Origin of the sequence: Streptococcus mitis (genome assembly GCF_002096815.1) — a bacterium.
GTDB lineage: Bacteria > Bacillota > Bacilli > Lactobacillales > Streptococcaceae > Streptococcus > Streptococcus mitis_AD.
This window is the reverse complement of sequence record NZ_NCVJ01000017.1, coordinates 46,397-70,892: the sequence shown is the minus strand read 5'-3', so window position 1 is coordinate 70,892 and position 24,496 is coordinate 46,397. Positions and strand designations below refer to the sequence as shown.

Below are 24,496 nucleotides of genomic sequence, written 5' to 3'. Positions count from 1 at the left end.
GAGGAAAGATGAGTACTTTAGCAAAAATAGAAGCGCTCTTGTTTGTAGCGGGTGAAGATGGGATTAGAGTCCGCCAGTTAGCTGAACTCCTCTCTCTGCCACCGACAGGCATCCAACAGAGTTTAGAAAAATTAGCTCAGAAGTATGAAAAGGACCCAGATTCCAGTTTGGCTCTGATTGAGACTGGTGGCGCTTATAGATTGGTGACCAAGCCTCAATTTGCAGAGATTTTGAAGGAATACTCTAAGGCACCTATCAATCAGAGTTTGTCTCGGGCTGCCCTTGAGACTTTGTCCATTATTGCCTACAAACAGCCCATCACACGAATAGAAATTGATGCCATCCGTGGGGTAAACTCGAGTGGAGCCTTGGCAAAGTTGCAGGCTTTTGACCTGATTAAGGAAGACGGAAAAAAAGAAGTGTTGGGGCGCCCCAACCTCTATGTGACAACGGATTATTTCCTAGATTACATGGGAATTAACCATTTGGAAGAATTACCAGTGATTGATGAGCTTGAAATTCAAGCCCAAGAAAGCCAATTATTTGGTGAAAGGATAGAAGAAGATGAGAATCAATAAGTATATTGCCCACGCAGGTGTGGCCAGTAGGAGAAAAGCAGAAGAGCTGATCAAGCAAGGCTTGGTGACGGTTAACGGCCAGGTGGTACGTGAACTAGCAACGACCATCAAGTCAGGCGACAAGGTTGAAGTTGAAGGCCAACCTATCTACAACGAAGAAAAGGTCTATTATCTGCTTAACAAACCACGCGGTGTCATTTCCAGTGTAACAGATGACAAGGGCCGCAAGACGGTTGTCGACCTCTTGCCCAATGTCAAAGAGCGTATCTACCCTGTAGGTCGTTTGGACTGGGATACATCAGGAGTCTTGATTTTGACCAATGATGGGGATTTTACGGATGAAATGATTCACCCTCGTAATGAGATTGACAAGGTTTATGTCGCGCGTGTTAAAGGTGTGGCCAATAAGGATAATCTCCGCCCCTTGACCCGTGGACTTGAGATTGATGGTAAGAAAACTAAGCCGGCTGTCTATGAGATTCTCAAAGTGGATCCAGTAAAAAACCGCTCTGTGGTGCAGTTGACTATCCATGAAGGGCGTAACCACCAGGTTAAAAAGATGTTTGAAGCTGTCGGTCTCCAAGTGGACAAGTTGTCACGGACTCGTTTCGGACATCTAGACTTGACAGGACTCCGTCCAGGAGAATCCCGTCGTCTTAATAAAAAAGAAATCAGTCAACTACACACCATGGCTGTAACCAAGAAATAATGAAACGAATTTTAATAGCGCCTGTGCGCTTTTACCAACGTTTTATCTCACCAGCCTTTCCACCCTCTTGTCGCTTTGAGCCTACCTGTTCAAACTACATGATTCAGGCTATTGAAAAATATGGCTTCAAGGGTGTTTTGATGGGCTTGGCTCGGATTTTACGTTGCCATCCCTGGTCGAAAACAGGTAAGGACCCCGTCCCAGACCACTTTTCTTTAAAGAGAAATTCAAAATAATACTCAATGAAAATCAAAGAGCAAACTAGGAAACTAGTCGCAGGCTGCTCAAAACAGTGTTTTGAGGTTGCAGATAGAACTGACGAAGTCAGTAACATCTATACGGTAAGGCGACGTTGATGTGGTTTGAAGAGATTTTTGAAGAGTATAAATTGGATTCTAATGTATAAAACACAGATAGATGATACTTGGTATTTATCAAGTGCCATCTATCTGTGTTTTTATTTATTATTGATGTTTCTGCTATTTATTCCAAAATGTTTTTACCTTCTTTAACACGCCAATGATAATCCGATAAAATAATATCTTCAAGAGAGTAGCTAGCCTTCCAATCAAGATATTTTTTAGCTTTTGATGCGTCTGCTAGGACGCTGGCTGGGTCACCAGCACGGCGAGCAACAATTTCGTGTGGTATTTTTTGATTCAGTAATTCTTCAGCAGTTTTAAAGATTTCTTTGACGGTATAGCCTTTTTCAGTTCCTAAGTTAAAGATTTGAGAAGAACTGTTTTCTTGAAATAGGTAGTTCATTCCTTTAACATGAGCCTGTGCAAGGTCCAAGACATGAATGTAATCTCGAATACATGAACCATCACGTGTATCGTAGTCATCTCCAAATATTTTCAGGCTATCATTTTGTCCCAATGCGGTCTTGTTGATATTTGGAATAATATGAGTTGGATTTTTTACACGCAGACCATTTGAAGCATCCATTTCAGCTCCAGCAACATTAAAGTAACGGAAAATAACATATTTCCAATCATAGCGATTGGCCATCCAGTAAATCATTCGTTCACCCATCAGTTTTGTTTCTGCATAAGGGTTGACAGGGTCGAGCAGGGTATCTTCAGTTGCAGGCTTGTCAATACAGTTATTACCATAGAGGGAAGCAGTCGAAGAGAACATGATTTTTTGAATACCAACTTCAGATAAGACTTTGAGAACTTGGTTCATACCAGCAACATTGGCAGTGAAGTATTTGCTTGGGTTTTCAATGCTTTCGCTCACAACAATTTCACCTGCACAATGAAGAACAGCATCAATCTGATTTTCTTCTAAATAAGCTTTTAGGGAACTAGAATCATAAACATCTAGTTGCTTAAAGCTAGCACGACTATCCACAGCCGCTCGATTTCCTGTAGAGAGATTATCTAGAACATGTACCTGATAGCCAGCATTTAAAAGAGCTTTAACGGTATGGGAGCCAATGTAGCCAGCTCCACCTGTAACAAGAATTGTTTTGGTCATGATTTTTTCCTTTTCCTAGTTTTGTACTATTTTAAAGAAATAAGAAGGCAAAGTCAACTGTTTTCTGCAAATTTCATGAAAAACTGAACAAATATAGCATTGGATTGTTTTTTTGTTTGTGAATTAATAGTTTGGTTTGTCTTGGAATAGTTCTTAGATTTCACCTCACATGCAAGAAAATACAAGCTTTTTCTAAGATACAGTAAGACTAAGATACTAATTTAGAAATCCACCTTCCCGCTATCCTTCTCCTATAAAAAGTGGTAAAATGGATGAAAGAAAGAAGGAACTGAAATGACAACATTATTTTCAAAAATCAAAGAAGTAACAGAACTTACTGCGATCTCAGGTCATGAAGCACCTGTTCGTGCTTATCTTCGTGAAAAGTTGACCCCGCACGTGGATGAAGTGGTGACAGATGGCTTGGGTGGTATTTTCGGAATTAAACATTCAGAAGCTGCAGATGCACCACGCGTCTTGGTTGCTTCTCACATGGATGAAGTTGGTTTTATGGTCAGCGAGATTAAGCCAGACGGCACCTTCCGTGTCGTAGAAATTGGTGGCTGGAACCCCATGGTAGTCAGCAGCCAACGTTTCAAACTCTTGACTCTTGACGGTCGTGAAATTCCTGTGATTTCAGGTTCTGTTCCGCCACATTTGACTCGTGGTAAGGGCGGACCAACCATGCCTGCTATTGCAGATATCGTCTTTGATGGTGGTTTTGCGGACAAGGCTGAGGCAGAAAGTTTTGGCATCCGTCCTGGCGACACCATCGTACCAGATAGTTCTGCAATCTTAACAGCCAATGAAAAAAATATCATCTCAAAAGCTTGGGACAATCGCTACGGTGTGCTCATGGTTAGTGAGTTAGCAGAAGCCCTGTCAGGTCAAAAACTTGGCAATGAACTCTATCTGGGTTCTAACGTCCAAGAAGAAGTTGGTCTCCGCGGTGCTCATACATCTACAACCAAGTTTGATCCAGAAGTCTTCCTCGCAGTTGACTGTTCACCAGCAGGTGATGTTTATGGCGGTCAAGGCAAGATTGGGGATGGAACCTTGATTCGTTTCTACGATCCAGGTCACTTGCTTCTCCCAGGAATGAAGGATTTCCTTTTGACAACGGCTGAAGAAGCTGGAATCAAGTATCAATACTACTGTGGTAAAGGCGGCACAGACGCTGGCGCAGCTCATTTGAAAAATGGTGGTGTCCCATCAACAACAATCGGTGTTTGCGCTCGTTATATCCATTCTCACCAAACCCTCTACGCTATGGATGACTTCCTAGAAGCTCAAGCTTTCTTGCAAGCCTTGGTGAAGAAATTGGATCGTTCAACGGTTGATTTGATTAAAAATTATTAAACCATAAGGGAGGTGGTAGGGATGGTAGAACCAAACCTAGAAAGCCTTATAAAAGATCTTTACAATCATGCTCGACATGATTTGAGTGAAGATTTAGTTGCTGCTCTCCTAGAGACTGCTAAAAAACTGCCTACTACAAATGAGCAATTGCTGTCAGTTCGTCTCTCAGGCCTGGTCAATCGTGAATTGCTCCTAAATCCCAAACATCCGGCACCTGAGTTGCTCAACTTGGCTCGCTTTATCAAAAGAGAAGAATCCAAGTACAGAGGAACTGCGGCTTCTGCGATTATGTATGGGGAGCTCTTTAAAATGCTTTGATTCCATTGTGAATCAAAGCATTTTTCTATATGTTAGAAAAGCAATTCTTGGTTAGGAAAAGAAAAAAGCCATCCTATTTAGGATAGCTTCTTGGTTCTTAGATTTGTTCAGCGATGACCTTTTCAGCTAGATTCATAGCATGGTCAGATACACGAGTATAGTGGGAAATGATGTCGATAAAGTTGACCCCAGCTTGCGTTGAACACTCGCCCTTGTTGAGGCGTTTGATGTGGGTCTTTCTGAGAACACGTTCCATATTGTTGATTTCTTTATGGCGTTCAATCAGACTTTGAGCTTTTTCAATATCATTGTTTTCTACACTATCAAGGGCATCCTTGATAAAGCCAGTGGTTTTTTGATAGATATCAGCTAATTCCTGCAAAGCAGCTTCAGAGAACTCAACATTTTTACGTTGAAGGTAGTCAGTTAGATTGATTAGGGCTTCTGCGTGGTCCCCAATCCGTTCCAAATCACGGGATGAATCCAGGATGTTGGTCAGCACTTCACTTTCTTTCTGGCTAAGGGCCTCACTTGAAAGAGTAATGAGGTAGCGAGTCAATTTTTCATCAATGGTATTGATGGCTTCCTCTGTCTTGTGTCCTTTTTCAGCAACCTTTTCATTAAGGTCAATGATGTAGTTGTATGAAAGGTCAAAGGCTTTGGAAGCATAATTTCCCAAGTGAAGGAGTTCTTTTTTGGCATTTCCGAGAGCGATTGATGGAGCTTGTTTAATCAAATGCTCATCAAGATAAAGTGGCTCGTACTTGACAACTTCGTCTTCACCAGGGATGAGCTTGGTTACAAAGTAAGCCAAGGCTCCGATGAATGGAAATTGGATAATAGTATTTGTGATATTAAAGGTTCCGTGGGCGAAGGCAATGGTCATTTCTGGAGCCAGATTGAGTGTAGATTCAAACCATTGAATCAAGCCAGTGAAAGGTACAAGGAAGACAATACAGATAACCGTACCAATCACGTTAAAGGCGACATGGGCACCAGCAACACGTTTGGCAGCGATATTGGCTCCAAGAGAAGCAATAATAGCTGTAATGGTCGTTCCGATATTATCACCAAACAAGACTGGTAGGGCACCTTGTAGATCAATCAAACCACTTGCGTAAAGATTCTGTAGGATACCGATAGTTGCGGAAGAAGCTTGAATGAGTAGGGTTAGTCCAGTTCCGACAAAGACACCTAGAATAGGACTCTTACTTAGTTCAACCATATAGTCTCTAAAGACTTGCAGGTCTTTTAGAGGTTCCATTGCACCGCTCATAAGATTGAGAGCGAAGAAGATACCACCTACACCAAAAATGATACGTCCGATGTTATTGATAGAGCGATTCTTGGTGAAGAAGAGACAAATCGCTCCGATGAAAAGCATTGGTAAGGCATAATCTCCTAGCTTAAAACCGATAATAAAGGATGTAACGGTAGTTCCAATATTGGCACCCATGACAATACCGATAGCTTGACGCAAGGTCAAAAGTCCTGCGCTGACTAGCCCCACTGTAATGACTGTGACACCAGAACTTGACTGAATTAGCGCCGTCATACCGATACCAACTAGCACACCGAAGAACGGATTGCTAGTGTACTTGTCAATGTAAAAACGAAGGCGATCTCCAGCAGCTTGTTGCAAACCGTCTCCCATGGTCTTGATACTATATAAGAATAGTCCCAGACCACCTAAAAAGTGAAATAAAATTTCCTGCCAATTAATGGACATTTCTTTTTCCTCCGAAAAATAATAACGGAATTTCTCCTATTCTATTTTAAAGGATAAAAGTAAATCTAACAAGTGTTTAGATGAAATTTTCCTAAGAAAAGGCAACTTTCTTTAAAAATAGTGAGTAAATTTACTTTCCAAGAGTGGGGTTATGGAATTATGTCCAAATTTTACTGATTATTATCCTAGTTATAGTTTGTATGTTAATTAGATTGACATCGCTTTCATATAGGATAAAATGAAGATGATCCTGTTCTGATGGTTGTCATGAGAACAGTTACTTTTTGCAAAAAAGTAAAGCGCTTACTTTTAACTTTTATTTTAATAGGAGGAAAAGATGAAAGATCTATTCTATGAAAAACGTTGCCGTTACAGCATTCGTAAGTTGTCAATCGGGGTTTGTTCCTTGATGATCGGTTCAGCTTTGTTTACGAGTCCAGTCCTCGCCGAACAGCTCTCAGTCTCTGACACAGCAGTAAATACGAGCGCTCAAGCGACAAGTACTAATGAGACAACTAATCCAGATACTGCAGCTATCGAAAAACAATTATCGGAAGCAGAGAACAAAGCAGCTGAGCAACCAATTTCAGAAAACACTCCAGCAATAACGGATTTGATTAATGAAAAAGAAGAAGCGAAGCCTGATCCGACGGATAAAGCTGAAAAACCTGCTCAACTAACTGACAAAGAAGGAGTTAAGCCTGAGGAAGCGCCCCAAGTAGTTGAGAAGAAAGCAGATAAACCAATTCTAACAGACGTTCCTAAAAATGAAGAAAAGAGTCTCCGACCAAAAGAAATCAAATTTAATTCTTGGGATGAATTGTTGAAATGGGAACCAGGTGCGCGTGAGGATGATCCCATCAATCGTTCTTCTGTTGAACTTGCTAAGCGCCATAGAGGCCAGTTGGTGAATGAAAAAGCAAGTAGAAGAGCCAAGGTTCAGGCGCTAGCAAATACCAACTCAAAGGCTAAAGACCACGCTTCTGTTGGTGGAGAAGAATTCAAGGCCTACGCCTTTGACTACTGGCAATACTTGGATTCAATGGTCTTCTGGGAAGGTCTAGTTCCAACTCCAGATGTCATTGATGCAGGACATCGTAACGGAGTTCCCGTTTATGGAACACTTTTCTTCAACTGGTCCAACAGTATTGCTGACCAAGAGAAATTTGTTGCTGCTTTGAAACAAGATGAGGATGGAACCTTCCCTATTGCACGAAAACTTGTCGACCTTGCTAAGTACTATGGCTTTGATGGGTATTTTATCAACCAAGAAACAACGGGTGACTTAGTAACGCCACTTGGTGAAAAAATGCGTCAATTCATGCTCTATACAAAAGAATATGCGGCAAAAGTCAACCATCCAATCAAGTATGCTTGGTACGATGCCATGACCTATAAATATGGTCGTTACCACGAAGATGGTCTAGGTGATTACAACTACCAATTCATGCAAAAGGAAGGTGACAAGATCCCTGCGGATCAATTCTTTGCCAATTTCAACTGGAATAAGGAAAAGAATGACCACTCTGTAGAAATGGCAAAATGGCTGGAACGTAGCCAATATGATGTCTTTGCAGGATTGGAATTGCAACAAGGTGGTTCTTATAAGACAAAAGTTAAGTGGGATGCCCTCTTAGATGAAACAGGCAAGTTACGTTTGTCACTTGGACTCTTTGCACCAGATACAATTACCAGTCTAGGAAAAACAGGTGAAGATTACCATAAAAACGAAGATATCTTCTTCACAGGTTACCAAGGAGATCCGACAGCTCAAAAACCAGCGGACAAAGAGTGGTATGGGCTTGCTAATTTAGTTGCAGACCGCACACCAGCAGTAGGCCGGACCTTCACTACCTCCTTTAATACAGGCCATGGTAGAAAGTGGTTTGTAGATGGAAAAGTTTCTAAGGATTCTGAGTGGAACTACCGTTCGGTTTCAGGTATCTTGCCAACATGGCGCTGGTGGCAGACTTCGACGGGGGGAAAACTTCGTGCAGAATACGATTTTACAGATGCCTACAATGGCGGAAATTCTCTTAAATTCTCAGGTGATGTAGCTGGTAAGACGGACCAGGATGTGAGACTTTATTCTACTAAAATAGAAGTGACAGAAAACACCAAACTTCGGCTTGCCCACAAGGGAGGAAAAGGCTCGAAAGTTTATATGGCCTTTTCTACGACTCCAGACTACAAATTTGAGGATGCAGAGGCATGGAAAGAACTGACTCTTTCTGACAACTGGACAAATGAAGAATTTGATCTCAGCTCACTAGCAGGTAAAACCATCTATGCAGTTAAACTCTTCTTCGAGCATGAAGGTACTATAAAAGATTATCAGTTCAACCTAGGACAATTAACGATTACGGACAATCACCAAGCGCCACAAGCACCTACAGGTCTCTCTGTGGTGAAGCAATCTCTTAAGAATGCCCAAGAAGCTGAAGCAGTGGTTCAATTTTCGGGTAATCAAGATGCAGATTTCTATGAAGTCTACGAAAAAGATGGGGATAACTGGCGTTTGTTGACAGGTTCATCTGCTTCAACCATTTACTTGCCAAAAGTTAGCCGTTCTGCTAATGCGACTGGTACGACTCAAGAATTGAAAGTCGTTGCAGTTGGTAAAAATGGACTTCGTTCTGAAGCGGCGACGGCGTCCTTTAACTGGGGAATGACAGTTCAGGATACAACTCTCCCAAGACCTTTGGCTGAAAATATTGTTCCAGGGGCAACGGTTATCGGCAGCACCTTCCCGAATACTGAAGGTGGAGAAGGTATTGAAGGTATGTTGAACGGTACCATTACCAGTCTTTCAGACAAGTGGTCTTCAGGACAATTGAGCGGTAGTGTAGATATTCGTTTGACCCAACCACGTCGAGTTGCTAGATGGGTGATGGATCATGCGGGAGCTGGTGGTGAGTCTGTTAACGATGGTCTGATGAACACCAAAGACTTTGACCTTTATTATAAAGATGCGGATGGTCAATGGAAGTTGGCTAAGGAAGTCCGTGGCAATAAAGCGCACGTTACAGATATCACTCTTGACAAACCAATTACTGCCCAAGACTGGCGCTTGCATGTCATTACATCTGATAACGGAACACCTTGGAAGGCCATTCGTATCTACAACTGGAAGATGTACGAAGCCTTGGACACAGAAAGTCAAAATATTCCAATGGCTAAGGTAGCTGCTCGTTCACTTGGAAACCACCAAGTTCAACTAGGCTTCTCTGATGTTCCGGCAGGCGCAACCATCACCGTTTACGACAAGGCTGATTCACAAACACCAATTGCAACCTTAAAGACTGAAACTGGTGGTGACTTGGCAACAGCTCCATTGGGCTTTGATAAGCAACCAACTCTCCTCTACTATCGTACCCAACTACCTGGCAAAGAAATCAGTAACACCTTGGCTGTAGCGATTCCACAGGATGAGAGAAAAATTGCTGCAGTTAGCCTTGAAAAAGGACCTAAAAAGACAGTTTATAAAGAAGGAGAAAAACTGGACCTCAGAGGCGGAACACTCCGTGTTCAATACGAAGGGGGACAAGTCGACGAGCTGATTAACCTTACTCACTTAGGTGTGACGGTATCTGGATACGACGCTCATCAAAAAGGGGAACAAAACCTAACACTGCAATACCTTGGTTTACCAGTGTCAGGTGATCTGAAAGTCCAAGTGACAGGACAGGATGAAGGAAAACCAAAAGAAGTAGCGGGCTTGTATATTACTAAGAAACCAAAAACAGACTATCTAGTAGGAGATCAACTGGATCTCTCTGAAGGTCGCTTTGGTGTTCTCTATGATGATGAGACAGAAGAGACTCACAGCTTTACTGATGAAGGTGTTGAAATCACGGGATACGATGCTCAGAAGACTGGACGCCAGACCTTGACCCTGCATTACAAGGGGCACACGGCTGAGTTTGATGTCTTGGTTTCTCCAAAGGCTGCAGTTAATGATGAATACCTTAAACAAGAAATCACTGCTGCCCAAGGCCGTCAGTCAACCCTTGCCTATACCTTCTCAAGTGAGGACAAACAAGCTGTACTAGTAGAGAAACTCAATGCAGCGAAAGCTGTTGCAGAAAACCATGATGCCAGTCAAGAAGAAGTCAACAAAGCCTTGAATGAGTTGAAACAAGCAGGGACAGACTTGGATGGAAATCAACGTTATCAGACAGCTAGAGAAGAATTGGAAGGTTTGCTCGAATCTATCCGTGAAAAAGATCCTAAAGCTGAGTTGATTGAACAAGCAGAAACTTTGTTGGCTTCAGAGATGCCAACTCCACAAGCTTTTGCGGACATGAAAGAAAAGCTGAATAAGAAACTAGCTCCTGCAGAAGAAAGTCATCATGTTGGTAGCATGGATCCAAGTGAAGTAGCCCCAACAGTTGAGGTCCTCCCTGAATTAGTTGTTGAAACTGAAACAACAGCCTATGAGCGTCAAGAACGACCAAATGCGAACCTTCTTAAAGGTCAACGTCAACTTGTCCAAAAAGGAGAAGAAGGGCAGATTCATCGTCTAGTAGAAGTAGATGCTCAAGGCAATCGTATCCTTCGTACAACAGAAATTCTCAAGGAAGCTGTTCCAGAGATTACCGAAGTAGGTACAAAAGTTCTTTCAAGTAATCAACCAGCTGAAGGAGTTAAAGATTTAGTTCTGGAAACTCCGAAACTAGAAATTGAAGAGGATACAGTGGCCTTTAATCGTCAAGAACGACCAAATCCAAATCTCCTAGTCGGTCAACGTCAACTTGTCCAAGCAGGAGTTGAGGGACAAATTCGTCGCTTGATTGAAGTAGATAGTCAAGGCAAACACACCCTTCGTTCAACAGAAGTTCTCAAGGAAGCTCTTCCGGAAATTACCGAAGTGGGTACAAAAGTTCTATCAAGCAATCAACCAGCTGAAGGAGTTAAAGATTTAGTTCTAGAAACTCCGAAACTAGAAGTTGAAGAAATTGCAGTATCCTTTGAACGTCAAGAACGTCCAAACTCAGAGCTTCTCAAAGGTCAACGTCGTATTATGCAAGCTGGAGAAGAAGGACAAATTCGTCGCTTTGTAGAAGTCGATGCCCGAGGCAATCGCACTCTTCGTTCAACAGAAGTTCTCAAGGAAGCTCTTCTGGAAATTGTTGAAGTTGGAACGAAAGTAGAGCAAGACTCTCAAAAAACAGGTCAAGCTCTTTTAGAAACACCGACAAATGAAAAAGTAGGTAAAGAACTTCCAAATACTGGAGTAACAAGAGATGCTAGTCTAGTAGCACTAGGACTCCTCGGAGTGATGAGTGGCTATGGCCTACTTGCTGGAAAGAAGAGAGAAAACGAATCGATTTAGGATTCTTGCATTTCCTCATAACAACTAAAAATAAGGTTTGACTGCAGATTAGTCAAACCTCGTTTTAACTAGTAAAAATTAGTGGAAGAATGAGATGGATTAACTACTTTTTCTTGTATTACTTAGTGATTTGGAAAGGTTTTTCTAGTTTTGATTTTCAGAAATGCTAGTTTTCGTTGCAAGAAAGAACTGGAAAAGTTTAGGGTTTTTCTATCTCTTTTGCTGATTTTGTGATATAATTAACACGTATAAAAAAAGAAGGAGTCATATCTAATGGCAAAATTGACTGTTAAAGACGTTGAATTGAAAGGGAAAAAAGTTCTCGTTCGTGTTGACTTCAACGTACCTGTAAAAGATGGCGTGATTACCAACGACAACCGTATCACTGCAGCTCTTCCAACTATCAAGTACATCCTTGAACAAGGTGGACGTGCTATCCTCTTCTCTCACCTTGGCCGTGTAAAAGAAGAAGCAGACAAAGCTGGTAAATCACTTGCTCCTGTAGCTGCTGACTTGGCAGCTAAATTGGGTCAAGACGTTGCTTTCCTTCCAGGAGTCACTCGTGGTGCTGAATTGGAAGCAGCTATCAACGCTCTTGAAGATGGACAAGTTCTCTTGGTTGAAAACACTCGTTACGAAGATGTTGACGGCAAGAAAGAATCTAAAAACGATCCTGAACTTGGTAAATACTGGGCATCACTTGGAGATGGTATCTTCGTAAACGATGCATTCGGTACAGCTCACCGTGCACATGCATCTAACGTTGGTATCTCAGCAAACGTTGAAAAAGCAGTTGCTGGTTTCCTTCTTGAAAACGAAATTGCCTACATCCAAGAAGCAGTTGAAACTCCAGAACGTCCATTCGTGGCTATCCTTGGTGGTTCAAAAGTTTCAGACAAGATCGGTGTTATCGAAAACTTGCTTGAAAAAGCTGATAAAGTCCTTATCGGTGGTGGTATGACTTACACATTCTACAAAGCACAAGGTATCGAAATCGGTAACTCACTTGTAGAAGAAGACAAATTGGATGTTGCGAAAGCTCTTCTTGAAAAAGCAAACGGTAAATTGATCTTGCCAGTTGACTCAAAAGAAGCTAACGCATTTGCTGGCTACACTGAAGTGCGTGACACTGAAGGTGAAGCAGTTTCTGAAGGCTTCCTTGGTCTTGACATCGGTCCAAAATCTATTGCTAAATTTGACGAAGCTTTGACTGGTGCCAAAACAGTTGTATGGAACGGACCTATGGGTGTATTTGAAAACCCTGACTTCCAAGCTGGAACAATCGGTGTGATGGACGCTATCGTGAAACAACCAGGCGTTAAATCAATCATCGGTGGTGGTGACTCAGCTGCCGCAGCGATTAACCTTGGCCGTGCAGACAAATTCTCATGGATTAGTACGGGCGGAGGTGCTTCAATGGAACTTCTCGAAGGTAAAGTATTGCCAGGTTTGGCTGCACTTACAGAAAAATAATTTCAGCCCGTTAGTCTCTACAAAATCCTGATTTTGTAGAAAAAGGAACAAAACTGAAACGTTAACAAAAAGGTGGCTATGTCACCTTTTTGTGTTAGTGTAGGTATTTGTGACGCGGTGGTGGTGCTTCAATGGAACTCCTTGAAGGTAAAGTTCTTCCAGGACTTGCAGCCTTGACAGAAAAATAAGATTTTATAAATAAATCAAAGAAGAGAGGGATGAAAGTTCCTCTTTTCTTTTGCTTAAAATAAAAACGCTTCCTCTCAACTATTACTCATAAAAATCACCGATTTATGATAAAATGGAAATAGAAAGTTGAGATTATGAGTTATTTTAAAAAATATAAATTCGATAAATCCCAGTTCAAACTTGGTATGCGAACCTTTAAAACAGGTATTGCTGTTTTTCTAGTTCTCTTGATTTTTGGCTTTTTTGGTTGGAAAGGTCTTCAAATCGGTGCTTTGACAGCTGTTTTTAGCCTGAGGGAGAGTTTTGATAAGAGTGTCCATTTTGGGACTTCGCGTATTCTAGGAAATAGTATCGGTGGCCTCTATGCCCTGGTCTTCTTCCTATTAAATACCTTTTTCCACGAAGCCTTTTGGGTGACCTTGGTTGTTGTTCCAATCTGCACCATGTTAACCATTATGACAAATGTAGCCATGAATAACAAAGCAGGGGTTATTGGTGGTGTAGCAGCTATGTTAATCATTACCCTATCGATTCCGAGTGGAGAGACAATTTTGTACGTATTTGCGCGTGTATCAGAAACTTTCATGGGAGTTTTTGTCGCAATTCTCGTAAATTACGATATTGATCGTATTCGGCTCTTTTTAGAGAAAAAAGAAAAATAATGTTACATTTTATAACATTATCAATTGACGTTTGTCTTTTTTTAGACTATAATAGACAGAAAGAAGGAAATTGTAAATGAAGGAAAAAGAATTTCGCCGAAATATGGCTGTTTTTCCTATCGGCAGTGTTATGAAGTTGACCGATCTATCGGCGCGTCAGATTCGTTATTATGAAGATCAAGAGTTGATTAAGCCTGATCGAAACGAAGGGAACCGTCGCATGTATTCCTTGAATGACATGGATCGTCTGCTTGAAATCAAAGATTATATCTCTGAAGGTTATAATATCGCTGCCATTAAGAAAAAATATGCTGAACGTGAAGCGAAATCCAAGAAAGCGGTGAGTCAGACTGAGGTGCGTCGTGCACTTCATAATGAACTCCTCCAACAGGGTCGCTTTGCTTCAGTACGGTCACCTTTTGGTCGCGGTTAGACAACCGCAAGTAGTCATACATTAAGGAGAAAACTCATGCCAATCACAGCTGCAGATATTCGTCGTGAAGTCAAGGAAAAAAATGTTACCTTTATTCGTCTCATGTTCTCAGATATTTTGGGAACCATGAAAAACGTCGAAATTCCTGCTACAGATGAACAATTAGATAAGGTCTTGTCAAATAAGGCTATGTTTGATGGATCTTCTATTGAAGGTTTTGTACGTATCAATGAGTCAGATATGTACTTGTACCCAGACTTGGATACATGGACAGTCTTCCCGTGGGGAGATGAAAATGGAAGTGTTGCAGGTTTGATCTGTGATGTCTATACAACAGAAGGTGAACCATTTGCAGGAGACCCTCGTGGTAATTTGAAACGTGCTCTTTGTCACATGGAAGAAGTTGGATTCAAATCTTTCAACCTTGGTCCAGAGCCAGAATTCTTCCTATTTAAGTTGGATGAAAATGGGGATCCGACTCTTGAGGTAAATGACAAGGGTGGCTACTTTGATTTGGCCCCTACTGACCTTGCAGACAATACACGTCGTGAAATCGTGAATGTCTTGACCAAAATGGGATTTGAAGTAGAAGCGAGTCACCACGAGGTTGCGGTTGGACAACATGAAATTGACTTCAAGTATGATGAAGTCCTCCGTGCCTGTGACAAGATTCAAATCTTTAAACTTGTTGTTAAAACCATTGCTCGTAAACATGGTTTGTATGCAACCTTTATGGCAAAACCAAAATTTGGTATTGCTGGATCAGGTATGCACTGTAATATGTCCTTGTTTGATGCAGAAGGAAATAATGCCTTCTTTGATCCAAATGATCCAAAAGGAATGCAGTTGTCTGAAACGGCCTACCATTTCCTTGGTGGTTTGATCAAGCATGCTTACAACTATACTGCTATCATGAACCCAACAGTTAACTCATACAAACGTTTGGTTCCAGGTTATGAAGCGCCTGTTTACATTGCTTGGGCTGGTCGTAACCGTTCGCCACTTGTGCGTGTACCAGCTTCACGTGGTATGGGAACTCGTCTTGAGTTGCGTTCAGTGGACCCAATGGCAAACCCATACATCGCTATGGCGGTTCTTTTGGAAGTTGGTTTGCATGGTATTGAAAACAAAATCGAAGCACCAGCTCCTATCGAAGAAAATATCTACATCATGACAGCAGAAGAGCGTAAGGAAGCTGGAATTACCGATCTTCCATCAACTCTTCATAATGCCTTGAAAGCTTTGACAGAAGATGAGGTTGTCAGAGCGGCTCTTGGAGAACATATCTATACTAGTTTCCTTGAAGCCAAACGAATCGAATGGGCAAGTTATGCAACCTTCGTTTCACAATGGGAAATTGATAATTATTTAGACCTTTACTAATACTAATATAGAAGAAAGATTGCCTGAGTTCAAGCAGTCATACAGAAGTCTAAGCCAACGAATACCTATAACCCTTAAAATAGCGATTTCGGTCGCTATTTATTTTTCGAAAAATCCTCTTGATTCTTTTTTAAATTAGATTTATCATCAGACGTGTAGAAGAAAACCAAGGAGTAACTGCAGAAAAGGTGGAGATTTCGAATATTCGGTTTGAAGTAAAAAAATGAACTACCTACAATCTCATCAACAATAAACCTATTTCAACCCCATTCTCTATAGGCGTATTTTTACACCTTTTTATATACTTGAAGCACATAAGAAACATTATGAGAAGTTTGCTGATGGAAGCACTCAAGAAATTGATGTTCCTTATGATATTCCTGATACTTGGGAGTGGGTGAGGTTGGGGAGAGCTATTAGCCTATTATCTGGGAGAGATTTAAACAAATCTAATTATTTTGACGGGAAAGTAGGTGACACTCCATATATAACTGGAGCTAGTAATTTTTCTAATGGTTTGGTAAATACCAATAGATACACTAATCATCCCACTGTCTTATCTTATAAAGGGGACTTATTGATTACTGTTAAAGGCACTATTGGTGAATTAGCTTTTAATTATTTTCAAAAAGCACATATCGCACGACAAATTATGGCTATTCAGTCTACTCACTTAAATCTAGTGTTTCTAAAATATCAATTGCAACAATTATTACCCAACATTAAACTACAAGCTCAGTCCATGATTCCCGGAATTTCGAGAGGGACACTTTTAGCTCTTCTTATCCCTCTTCCCCCACTATCTGAACAACAACGAATAGTAGAAGCAATCGAATCAGCTTTAGAAAAAGTAGATGAATATGCTGAAAGTTATAATAGACTAGAACAGCTAGATAAAGAATTTCCAGATAAACTAAAAAAATCTATTCTTCAATATGCTATGCAGGGAAAGTTAGTTGAACAAGACCCAAATGATGAATCAGTCGAAGTTTTACTTGAAACAATACGAGCAGAAAAACAAAAACTCTTTGAAGAAGGCAAGATTAAAAAGAAAGATTTAGAGATTCCAATTGTTTCCCAAGGAGATGATAACTCTTATTATGAGGAAGTACCTTATAAAATACCAGAAAATTGGGAATGGGTGAAACTAGGGAGTATTGGAATTTGGAATTCTGGAGCAACTCCTCCTAAAGCGAATTGTAGCTATTACTCCTCAGCTACAATTCCTTGGCTTTTGACTGGCGATTTAACAGATAGCTATATAACTAATATTCCTAATAAAATATCTGAATTAGCATTAAAAGAAACATCTGTTAAAGTAAACCCAACTGGTTCTATCCTGATTGCCATGTACGGGGCAACTGTGGGTAAGTTAGGTATTCTAACATTTCCAGCAACGACTAATCAAGCATGTTGTGCTTGCAGTAAATTATTTCAAATCGAAAAACTATATCTTTTTTACTTTTTAATGGCAGAGCGAAATAACTTTAAGTTTCGAGCTGAAGGTGGAGCTCAACCAAATATTTCAAAAAATAAGATAATAAATACGTTTATTCCTCTCCCGCCCCTTCCTGAACAATCCAGAATCGTTGATAAAATCGAAGAATCTTTCGCCATTATTGACGCACTAATTTAGTATAATAGTTTTACGTGCGGTGGAATTTCTATCAAACATAAGATAGGAGTTTTACGTTGAAAGATTTTGAATTACATTTGAAGAAAGCTGGTTTAGCTGAAAATACTGTGCGTTCGTACCTTTATGGTGTTCGATTTTTCTTGGAGAATTACGAACTCAAAATGGAAGATTTATTTGAATACAAAGGATATTTATTAGACAATTTTAAACCTAAAACTGTCAATTTGCGACTACAAGGAGTAAATAAATATCTGGCTTTTATTGGTCATGATGATTTGAAATTAAAATTTGTCAAAGTACAGCAAAAACCGTTTTTAGAAGATGTCATTAGCCATGCTGATTACCTTTTTCTTAAACGTAGTTTGAAAAAAGATGGTATTTTAAAATGGCATTTTGTCGTTTGGTTTTTAGGTGCAACTGGGGCTCGTGTAAGTGAACTTATTAAGCTAAAAGTAGAGCATGTAGAAATCGGTTATTTTGACATTTACTCAAAAGGTGGTAAAATTCGTAGACTGTATATTCCTAAAAAATTAAGAAATAGTTGTCTTAATTGGTTAGAATCAGAAAATCGCCGAAGTGGTTATTTATTTTTGAATAAATTTAATGAACCAATTACAGCAAGAGGAGTTGCTCAACAGTTAAAAAATTATGCTGATAAATACAAAATGAATCCTAAAGTAATTTACCCTCATTCTTTTAGGCATTTATTTGCTAAGAATTTTTTAGCGAAGTATAACGATATTGCTTTACTAGCAGATTTGATGGGACATGAAAGTATAGAAACTACTCGAATTTATTTAAGAAAAACAGCTACCGAACAACAAAATATTGTAGATAAAATTGTTAATTGGTAAAAAAATAACAGGTGGTCAAATTGACTATCTGCTATTTTTTTGTGATTATGTCTCTTATTATCTGAATAACATTAAAATTGAAATAGATTTTCCAAGAAGATCAACTTGGTTGCTAGCTCCTTTAGAAAAAATTGTAACAACTATTTCAGCTAAGCCTTATCAAATAAAACAGTCTGAAATTGTAAAAGAGGGCAAGATTCCAGTAGTTAGTCAATCTAAAATATTAGTTGAAGGATTTTCTAATAATTTTTCTAAGATTCTAGACTATAAAACAGACGTTGTAATATTTGGTGACCATACAAGAAATCTTAAGATTATAGACTTCCCTTTTGTTGTTGGTGCAGACGGAGTAAAAATTCTGTCTCCAATTTGCTTATCTGCAAAATTTTTAAAATACCACTTAGACTATACGCTATTATTTGTTAGGAACAGGGGCTATGCTCGACATTATTCGTATCTAAAATCTAAAATAATAGGTATTCCTTCAGTTTTAGAACAAAAGAGAATTGTCGCTAAAATTGATTTACTTTTTCAAAAAGTTTCTCAACTTTTTGAGTAATAAGTTCCTGTTCCTCAAAAGGAGCTAACGGAATTAATAGCTCGCTCAGTGTAGTTTTAGGAATATTATATAAAGCTTGACCTGATAGTTTAGTTATTGCTTTCAATTGTTTATAAAATAACGGAGAGGACAAATTGAATAATAGAAATTTTGAAATAATCTCTGAACTTTCGAATGGTGTTAATTGGAAAATAAATCCACCAGCCACAACACCATCATAGTCTTTATCGATTCTTGCAAACTTTCCAATATGTTCTAAAGAGGTTGATACAGGTGTTATTAGCTGATTACGTTTTAAATAAACTTGCTCAGAGGAGATGAATTGTGTATCAATGTAGTAATCATTATCCAACAGAGAAAATTCTAAAGGCTTAATATTACCACCACGTATAATTCTAACACCTTTATTATTAATGCTTAAATCGCCCTTCTTGTAAGAAAGACCTGTATTTATTGAAAAAATATCTTTTATTTTTATAACAACCCAATTCATAGGTATATTCCCATAATAAGAGTTATCATCTCCTTGGGAAACAATAGAAATCTCCAAATCTTTCTTTTTAATCTTGCCTTCTTCGAAGAGTTTTTGCTTTTCTGATCGTATTTTTTCAAGTAAAACTTCGACTGATTCATCATTTGGGTCTTGTTCAACTAATTTTCCTTGCATAGCATATTGAAGAATAGATTTTTTTAGTTTATCTGGAAATTCTTTATCTAGCCGTTCTAATTTATTATAACTTTCAGCATATTCATCTACTTTTTCTAAAGCTGATTCGATTGCTTCTATTATGCGTTGTTGTTCAGATAGTGGGGGGAGGGGAATAAACGTATTTATTATCTTATTTTTTGAAATATTTGGTTGAGCTCCACCTTCAGCTCGAAACTTAAAGTTATTTCGCTCTGCCATTAAAAAGTAAAAAAGATATAGTTTTTCGATTTGAAATAATTTACTGCAAGCACAACATGCTTGATTAGTCGTTGCTGGAAATGTTAGAATACCTAACTTACCCACAGTTGCCCCGTACATGGCAATCAGGATAGAACCAGTTGGGTTTACTTTAACAGATGTTTCTTTTAATGCTAATTCAGATATTTTATTAGGAATATTAGTTATATAGCTATCTGTTAAATCGCCAGTCAAAAGCCAAGGAATTGTAGCTGAGGAGTAATAGCTACAATTCGCTTTAGGAGGAGTTGCTCCAGAATTCCAAATTCCAATACTCCCTAGTTTCACCCACTCCCAATTCTCAGGAATATCATAAGGAACATCAATTTCTTGAACACTTCCATCAGCGAACTTCTCATAATGTTTCCCATCATCACCACGAAATATCTCGGTTTCCTTTTTATCTCGTTTGATTTTTCCTTCACTGATAAGTTTTTCTTTTTCAGCTTTAATTCTCTTTAACAATTCACTTGCAGGTTCGTCATTGGGATTTTGCGGCACTAATTTCCCTTCCATCGCTCTTTGGAGAATACTTGCTTTAAGTTGTTCTGGTGTCATTATTTATCCTCCAACAACTGCAAAATATCAGCTAATACATTATCAATTTTATGATTTAAAGCCGCTCTTTCCGCTTGATAATTCTGAATCAACTCAAAGGGATTTAAGATTTCCTCTTCATCTTTTGGAAAACCACACTGGTCTAAATTATAATTCAACTCAGCCAATTCACTAGGTGTAAATGATTTAGATTTGTAGAACTTACCTTCCAAAATCTCTTCACGATTTTCCCACCAGTCACGAACAGGATTGAAGTGTTCTGACTTCATCGGTTTAGTTTTCGAGAAATTTTTATAACCATCTGGCATATCTAAACGATAAAACCAAGTTTCTTCTGTTTTCTTTGTTTTATCAAAGAAAAGAATGTTCGTATGGATTCCTGTATACGGTGCAAAGACACTATGAGGCAACCTAATAATCGTATGCAAGTTGAACTCATCTACCAGTTTTTGTTTCAAGCGAGTTTTTACACCTTCACCAAATAGAAAACCATCAGGTAAAATAACTCCAACACGACCATTTTCTTTCAAACGATACATAATGACAGCCATAAATAAATCAGCCGTTTCAGAACTCCGTAATTCTGCTGGAAAGTTATTTTTTATTGTTTCTAATTCTGACCCTCCAAAAGGTGGATTCATCATAATAATGTCAAATTTTTCATCATCCGTATATTCACGAACATTTTTCTCCAAAGTATTTCCATGAACAATTTTAGGGTCATCAATTTCGTGAAGAAACAGATTTGTAACTGCTAAAAGATGAGGAAATGCTTTCTTTTCAATACCAAAAACAGCTGTATTATATTTTTTGGTATCTTCACTAGTTTTACGTTGACTACTTAAACGGTTCAGAGTCGAAGTCAAGAAGCCTCCTGTTCCGCAAGCAAGATCTGCCATTGATTCTCCAAGTTTTGGGTCAAGAACTTCGGCGATAAAATCAGTCGCTGCACGTGGCGTATAAAATTCTCCTGAGTTCCCAGCATTTTGAATATCTTTAAGAATTTTTTCGTAAATATCATTAAACGAGTGACGATCTTCAGGGCTATTGAAATCAACTTCATCAATAACATTGATGACTTGGCGTAACAAGACGCCATTTTTCATATAGTTGTTCGCATCTTCAAAAGCTGATTTAACAATCGTTTTTCGAATAGGCATATTTGAAGTTATTTCAAGCTCTTTCAACTCTTTGAATAACTTGTTATTGACAAAATCAAGTAATTCATCGCCTGTCAATACCCGTTCCCCATTTTGAGCATGAGCCCAATTTCGCCATTTTAATTCCTCTGGGATAATTGACTCATACTCGTCTTCTTCTAATTCCCAAACCATTTCACGGCTATCATAAATTTTTAAGAATAATAACCAAGACATTTGCTCAATACGTTGAGCATCACCATTAACACCAGCATCGTTTCGAGTGATATCTTGAATTCTTTTTACAAATGATGTAATTGACATACTTTCCTTTCATTAAGCTACTGTAAATAGCTCTTGCTCCAATTCTTTAATTGCTTGTAAATATCGTTTTTTATCTCCAAAATAAGTATTGATGATTTTGAAGGTTCCACCATATATCTGAAATTCTGGAAGTTTTAATGTTTCAATGCTTTCGAGTTCTCCAATACCTTTATCCATGTATTTGTCCAGTAAAATTTCCAAAACAGCACGCGCTTCCTCACTATATTTATATAAATATCCGCTTTGTTTGAGTTTATTGATACGTTCTGTTTTGGTTAATTCTTTTTGACCATAGGCAAGTTTTAGGAGTAAATCAAAATCATCGATTTCTTGTTCTGATATTCCCTCCGACTCTCGAATAGCATCTAGATAAACTCCTTTTTTATAAAGTTCGTCTAAGATAAGCTTCTTTTTATCCGCCGTATGCCAAACTGTGATAAAGTCGTTCAAAGTGGCGTAGCTACCTAAGATATTCTTCCGAGTGTAGTCGGTCAGGCTTTCGGTAATCAGTTTCCCGTTTTCGTCCAATACTTGAACAGTCGAATTAAGAATGGTAACCTGCTTGTCTGTAACGATATATTTTTCTACTGGGTCGCCTTCCTCACCTACGAAACCGGGCGTAGAACCACTGACTGTTTTCGCACCTGTTTCCAGCACCTTCACTGGCTCACCATCAAAATCAGGGTCAGCAAACAAATTGGTAACATTTCGAAAATCAATAATCGTAAAAAATTCTTTCCCCTTTTGAGGATAAAGACGTGTGCCACGACCAATAATTTGTTTAAATTCAGTCATGGATTGGATATTAGAGTCTAAAACAATCAAACGACATGTTTTAGCATTAACTCCTGTCGTTAATAATTTAGACGTTGTTACAATAGCGGGAAAATTAGAATTGACATCTATAAAGTTATCCAGTTGAGCTTTTCCTTCAGCGTTGTCACCAGTTACTTGCATGACATAACGATAGTCTTCTTGGACTAAGTCTAGATTCTCTTTTACAAGTGCAGCACGCATTCGCTCGGCATGGTCAATATCAACACAAAAAACAATTGTTTTATCAAATCGTGCATTGTTTTGCTTCATATAATCAGAAACAAACTTGGCAACTCTTTGCGTTCTATCATCAATGACAATGGTTTTGTCAAAATCTTTTCTGCCGTAGTACCTATCTTCTATTAATTGTCCGTTAGCATCAACTTTTCCAGTTTCTGGACGATAACCATCCACATCCACATCTAAATTAACCCTCATAACACGATATGGAGCCAAAAAACCATCCTCGATTCCCTGTTTTAAACTATAAGTATAGATTGGTTCACCAAAGTATTCCATATTGGAAGCATTCTTGGTTTCTTTAGGAGTAGCGGTCATCCCAATTTGTGTAGCAGAACTGAAATAATCAATCACTTTACGCCAGTTACTGTCTTCCTTAGCTGAGCCACGGTGCGCTTCATCAATTACGATTAAATCAAAGAAGTCTTTGTCAAACTTTTGATAATGTGTTTCAGTTCCATCTTCACCAGTTAGTTGCTGATAAAGTCCTAGATAAATTTCAAAAGAATTTAATTTTTCAGGAGCAGTCAAAAGTTTTGGTGTAATTTTCGTCATTACCTTTTCGAATGGCTTAAAGTCTTCAGCCATCGTTTGGTCTACTAAGATGTTTCTATCTGCTAAGAATAAAACTCGTTTAGCCAAACCAGCTTTTCGAAGGCGATGAATAATTTGAAAAGCCATGAACGTTTTCCCTGTTCCTGTTGCCATCACAAACATTACTCGTTTTTGTCCTCTGGCAACTGTTTCAATAGTACGGTTGATAGCTATTTGCTGATAATAGCGTGGCGTTTTCATTGAGAAGGCGTCTGTATAGTATGGAGTTGAGATAGCTTCTGTAATTTCGTACGTCAATTCTTTTTCCTTCGTCATACGAGAAAATAATTCTTCACGAGTAGGGAATTCGTCTAACTTCAGCTCACGTTCTTCTCTCGTGATACGGTCGTGTTCAATAAAGCCATCACCATTCGAAGAATAAACAAATGGAACATCTAAAATCTCTCCATATTCAATAGCTTGTTGTAATCCTGCTCGAACGCTGTGTTTATTATCCTTTGCCTCAACAATTGCAATTCGAGTTCCAAATTGGTAATACAGTGAATAGTCTGATTTTTTTCCTTCTTTACGACGAGCCTTATCTCCTCTAACCTCAATTCGACCATCAGTGAAGTATTCTTCGTAAGCGATATGCTCACCATTTTTCCATCCTTTGGATACAATAGCAGGAGTGATAAAATTTGCTTTAATATCCTCCTCACTCATTTCTTTCTTAGACTTTATAAACTCAACCATATTGAACCTCCGCATTCTAAAAGTCTACTTCTCCATAAAATAAACTATCAGAACAAATTATACTTCTATTATATCACACTTATAAAAACACTCTGCTGAATTGTTGAAAATAAGTATGCAATATACTTTCGCATTGCGTCAGATTATCTCCGCATAACACCGCTATTTTTCAAAAATAAATAATCACATTTAAACATTTTGAAAGTATAAAATATCTACATCAGCAGTTCAAAAATTGGCGTAAATTTTACCATAATATTTTTGTTTAAATAAAGATTTTTTATGTCAAACGGATTTTAACGAGGCGGATGTTTCCTATTTTGCTTCTCTTTTTAGCTCTACTACCGGTTTTCTCAAAGTTTGTCAGTGGAGGTAGTTCTTTCAGTTGGGTAGTGTTTTTGATTTTCATAATAGATTGGGTTTTATTGATAGTTTTTGCGATTCAGATTTCTTATATTTTTTGGAGATTGTTTCAAAAGTGGAA

Annotated in this window: 19 protein-coding genes and 1 pseudogene; 14 read left to right on the top strand and 6 right to left on the bottom strand. The window is 38.8% G+C overall.

From position 1 onward, the window contains the following. Positions 1-8: 8 nt before the first annotated feature. The 3 genes from scpB to yidD are packed head-to-tail and all read left to right on the top strand — an operon-like array spanning position 9 to position 1,523. Complete coding sequence (gene scpB, locus B7696_RS02255; RefSeq protein ID WP_000105302.1) at positions 9-578, top strand: SMC-Scp complex subunit ScpB; 570 nt, start codon at positions 9-11, stop codon at positions 576-578. Next, a complete protein-coding gene (locus tag B7696_RS02250; protein ID WP_001222228.1) occupies positions 565-1,287 on the top strand; it encodes a pseudouridine synthase in 723 nt (240 codons plus the stop codon). Before scpB ends, B7696_RS02250 begins: the two co-directional genes overlap by 14 nt. After that, positions 1,287-1,523, top strand: coding sequence for a membrane protein insertion efficiency factor YidD (yidD, locus tag B7696_RS02245; protein WP_084861916.1), 237 nt, complete (start codon positions 1,287-1,289; stop codon positions 1,521-1,523). Before B7696_RS02250 ends, yidD begins: the two co-directional genes overlap by 1 nt. 247 nt (positions 1,524-1,770) lie before the next feature. On the opposite strand, the gene galE is transcribed toward yidD, so the two are convergent. Continuing rightward, positions 1,771-2,769 carry a UDP-glucose 4-epimerase GalE gene (gene galE, locus B7696_RS02235; protein WP_084861914.1) on the bottom strand — a complete coding sequence of 333 codons (999 nt, stop codon included), beginning with the start codon at positions 2,767-2,769 and terminating at the stop codon, positions 1,771-1,773. 294 nt (positions 2,770-3,063) lie between these two features. On the opposite strand from galE, the gene pepA reads away from it, so the two are divergent. Together pepA and B7696_RS02225 are read left to right on the top strand one after the other, a co-directional pair. Beyond that, on the top strand, positions 3,064-4,128 hold the full coding sequence (gene pepA, locus B7696_RS02230) for a glutamyl aminopeptidase (RefSeq protein ID WP_084861912.1): 1,065 nt from the start codon (positions 3,064-3,066) through the stop codon (positions 4,126-4,128). 21 nt (positions 4,129-4,149) lie between these two features. Next, on the top strand, positions 4,150-4,446 hold the full coding sequence (locus B7696_RS02225) for a bacteriocin immunity family protein (RefSeq protein ID WP_084861910.1): 297 nt from the start codon (positions 4,150-4,152) through the stop codon (positions 4,444-4,446). A gap of 97 nt (positions 4,447-4,543) precedes the next feature. Here the strand turns inward: B7696_RS02225 and B7696_RS02220 are convergent, their stop codons facing one another. Continuing rightward, entirely contained in the window at positions 4,544-6,175 is a 1,632-nt protein-coding gene (locus B7696_RS02220; protein ID WP_049499742.1) for a Na/Pi cotransporter family protein, read from the bottom strand. Positions 6,176-6,512: 337 nt separating this feature from the next. Between B7696_RS02220 and B7696_RS02215 the strand changes: the two genes are divergently transcribed. The 5 genes from B7696_RS02215 to glnA all read left to right on the top strand — a co-directional run bounded on the left by B7696_RS02215 (position 6,513) and on the right by glnA (position 15,650). Beyond that, positions 6,513-11,510 carry an endo-beta-N-acetylglucosaminidase gene (locus tag B7696_RS02215; protein WP_084861908.1) on the top strand — a complete coding sequence of 1,666 codons (4,998 nt, stop codon included), beginning with the start codon at positions 6,513-6,515 and terminating at the stop codon, positions 11,508-11,510. A 273-nt stretch (positions 11,511-11,783) separates the two neighbouring features. Continuing rightward, positions 11,784-12,983, top strand: coding sequence for a phosphoglycerate kinase (locus B7696_RS02210; RefSeq protein ID WP_084861906.1), 1,200 nt, complete (start codon positions 11,784-11,786; stop codon positions 12,981-12,983). Positions 12,984-13,306: 323 nt separating this feature from the next. Continuing rightward, positions 13,307-13,834 carry an FUSC family protein gene (locus B7696_RS02205; protein WP_000119915.1) on the top strand — a complete coding sequence of 176 codons (528 nt, stop codon included), beginning with the start codon at positions 13,307-13,309 and terminating at the stop codon, positions 13,832-13,834. A 76-nt stretch (positions 13,835-13,910) separates the two neighbouring features. Beyond that, complete coding sequence (glnR, locus tag B7696_RS02200; protein WP_000659548.1) at positions 13,911-14,267, top strand: transcriptional repressor GlnR; 357 nt, start codon at positions 13,911-13,913, stop codon at positions 14,265-14,267. Positions 14,268-14,303: 36 nt separating this feature from the next. Further along, positions 14,304-15,650, top strand: a complete 1,347-nt coding sequence (glnA, locus tag B7696_RS02195) for a type I glutamate--ammonia ligase (protein WP_084861904.1) — start codon at positions 14,304-14,306, stop codon at positions 15,648-15,650. A gap of 95 nt (positions 15,651-15,745) precedes the next feature. Here glnA and B7696_RS10395 read toward each other — a convergent pair whose 3' ends face one another. Beyond that, positions 15,746-15,853, bottom strand: coding sequence for a glutamine synthetase (locus B7696_RS10395; protein WP_142358823.1), 108 nt, complete (start codon positions 15,851-15,853; stop codon positions 15,746-15,748). A gap of 116 nt (positions 15,854-15,969) precedes the next feature. On the opposite strand from B7696_RS10395, the pseudogene B7696_RS10690 reads away from it, so the two are divergent. From B7696_RS10690 to B7696_RS02175, 4 genes and pseudogenes are all read left to right on the top strand, one after another. Continuing rightward, positions 15,970-16,057: pseudogene (locus B7696_RS10690) on the top strand (type I restriction endonuclease); the annotation flags it as partial. Further along, entirely contained in the window at positions 16,048-17,286 is a 1,239-nt protein-coding gene (locus B7696_RS10080) for a restriction endonuclease subunit S (protein ID WP_142358820.1), read from the top strand. The pseudogene B7696_RS10690 and the gene B7696_RS10080, both read left to right, overlap by 10 nt. Before the next feature lie 56 nt (positions 17,287-17,342). Further along, a complete protein-coding gene (gene psrA, locus B7696_RS02180) occupies positions 17,343-18,140 on the top strand; it encodes a tyrosine-type DNA invertase PsrA (protein ID WP_084861901.1) in 798 nt (265 codons plus the stop codon). After that, positions 18,127-18,699: a restriction endonuclease subunit S domain-containing protein gene (locus B7696_RS02175; RefSeq protein WP_239822185.1), complete on the top strand. Its 573-nt coding sequence runs from the start codon at positions 18,127-18,129 to the stop codon at positions 18,697-18,699. Before psrA ends, B7696_RS02175 begins: the two co-directional genes overlap by 14 nt. On the opposite strand, the gene B7696_RS02170 is transcribed toward B7696_RS02175, so the two are convergent. Genes B7696_RS02170 through hsdR form a run of 3 tightly spaced genes read right to left on the bottom strand, consistent with a single transcriptional unit; the run spans position 18,653 to position 24,012 of the window. Continuing rightward, the gene (locus B7696_RS02170; protein ID WP_084861899.1) at positions 18,653-20,203 is read right to left on the bottom strand and encodes a restriction endonuclease subunit S; all 1,551 of its coding nucleotides are present in this window, start codon (positions 20,201-20,203) and stop codon (positions 18,653-18,655) included. The two genes, B7696_RS02175 and B7696_RS02170, sit on opposite strands and share 47 nt — an antisense overlap. Continuing rightward, positions 20,203-21,666: a class I SAM-dependent DNA methyltransferase gene (locus B7696_RS02165; protein ID WP_084861897.1), complete on the bottom strand. Its 1,464-nt coding sequence runs from the start codon at positions 21,664-21,666 to the stop codon at positions 20,203-20,205. The genes B7696_RS02170 and B7696_RS02165 overlap by 1 nt, the downstream gene beginning before the upstream one ends. Before the next feature lie 12 nt (positions 21,667-21,678). Then, complete coding sequence (hsdR, locus tag B7696_RS02160) at positions 21,679-24,012, bottom strand: EcoAI/FtnUII family type I restriction enzme subunit R (RefSeq protein ID WP_084861895.1); 2,334 nt, start codon at positions 24,010-24,012, stop codon at positions 21,679-21,681. Between the last annotated feature and the right edge of the window lie 484 nt (positions 24,013-24,496).

Excerpts from the sequence above, each read along its gene's own strand:
- glnR (WP_000659548.1), top strand. The coding sequence starts at position 13,911 with ATGAAGGAAAAAGAATTTCGCCGAAATATGGCTGTTTTTCCTATCGGC.
- galE (WP_084861914.1), bottom strand. The coding sequence starts at position 2,769 with ATGACCAAAACAATTCTTGTTACAGGTGGAGCTGGCTACATTGGCTCC.
- B7696_RS02215 (WP_084861908.1), top strand. The coding sequence starts at position 6,513 with ATGAAAGATCTATTCTATGAAAAACGTTGCCGTTACAGCATTCGTAAG.
- hsdR (WP_084861895.1), bottom strand. The coding sequence starts at position 24,012 with ATGGTTGAGTTTATAAAGTCTAAGAAAGAAATGAGTGAGGAGGATATT.
- B7696_RS02225 (WP_084861910.1), top strand. The coding sequence starts at position 4,150 with ATGGTAGAACCAAACCTAGAAAGCCTTATAAAAGATCTTTACAATCAT.
- glnA (WP_084861904.1), top strand. The coding sequence starts at position 14,304 with ATGCCAATCACAGCTGCAGATATTCGTCGTGAAGTCAAGGAAAAAAAT.
- B7696_RS02205 (WP_000119915.1), top strand. The coding sequence starts at position 13,307 with ATGAGTTATTTTAAAAAATATAAATTCGATAAATCCCAGTTCAAACTT.
- B7696_RS02165 (WP_084861897.1), bottom strand. The coding sequence starts at position 21,666 with ATGTCAATTACATCATTTGTAAAAAGAATTCAAGATATCACTCGAAAC.
- B7696_RS02250 (WP_001222228.1), top strand. The coding sequence starts at position 565 with ATGAGAATCAATAAGTATATTGCCCACGCAGGTGTGGCCAGTAGGAGA.
- B7696_RS02210 (WP_084861906.1), top strand. The coding sequence starts at position 11,784 with ATGGCAAAATTGACTGTTAAAGACGTTGAATTGAAAGGGAAAAAAGTT.
- yidD (WP_084861916.1), top strand. The coding sequence starts at position 1,287 with ATGAAACGAATTTTAATAGCGCCTGTGCGCTTTTACCAACGTTTTATC.
- pepA (WP_084861912.1), top strand. The coding sequence starts at position 3,064 with ATGACAACATTATTTTCAAAAATCAAAGAAGTAACAGAACTTACTGCG.
- B7696_RS02220 (WP_049499742.1), bottom strand. The coding sequence starts at position 6,175 with ATGTCCATTAATTGGCAGGAAATTTTATTTCACTTTTTAGGTGGTCTG.
- scpB (WP_000105302.1), top strand. The coding sequence starts at position 9 with ATGAGTACTTTAGCAAAAATAGAAGCGCTCTTGTTTGTAGCGGGTGAA.
- B7696_RS02170 (WP_084861899.1), bottom strand. The coding sequence starts at position 20,203 with ATGACACCAGAACAACTTAAAGCAAGTATTCTCCAAAGAGCGATGGAA.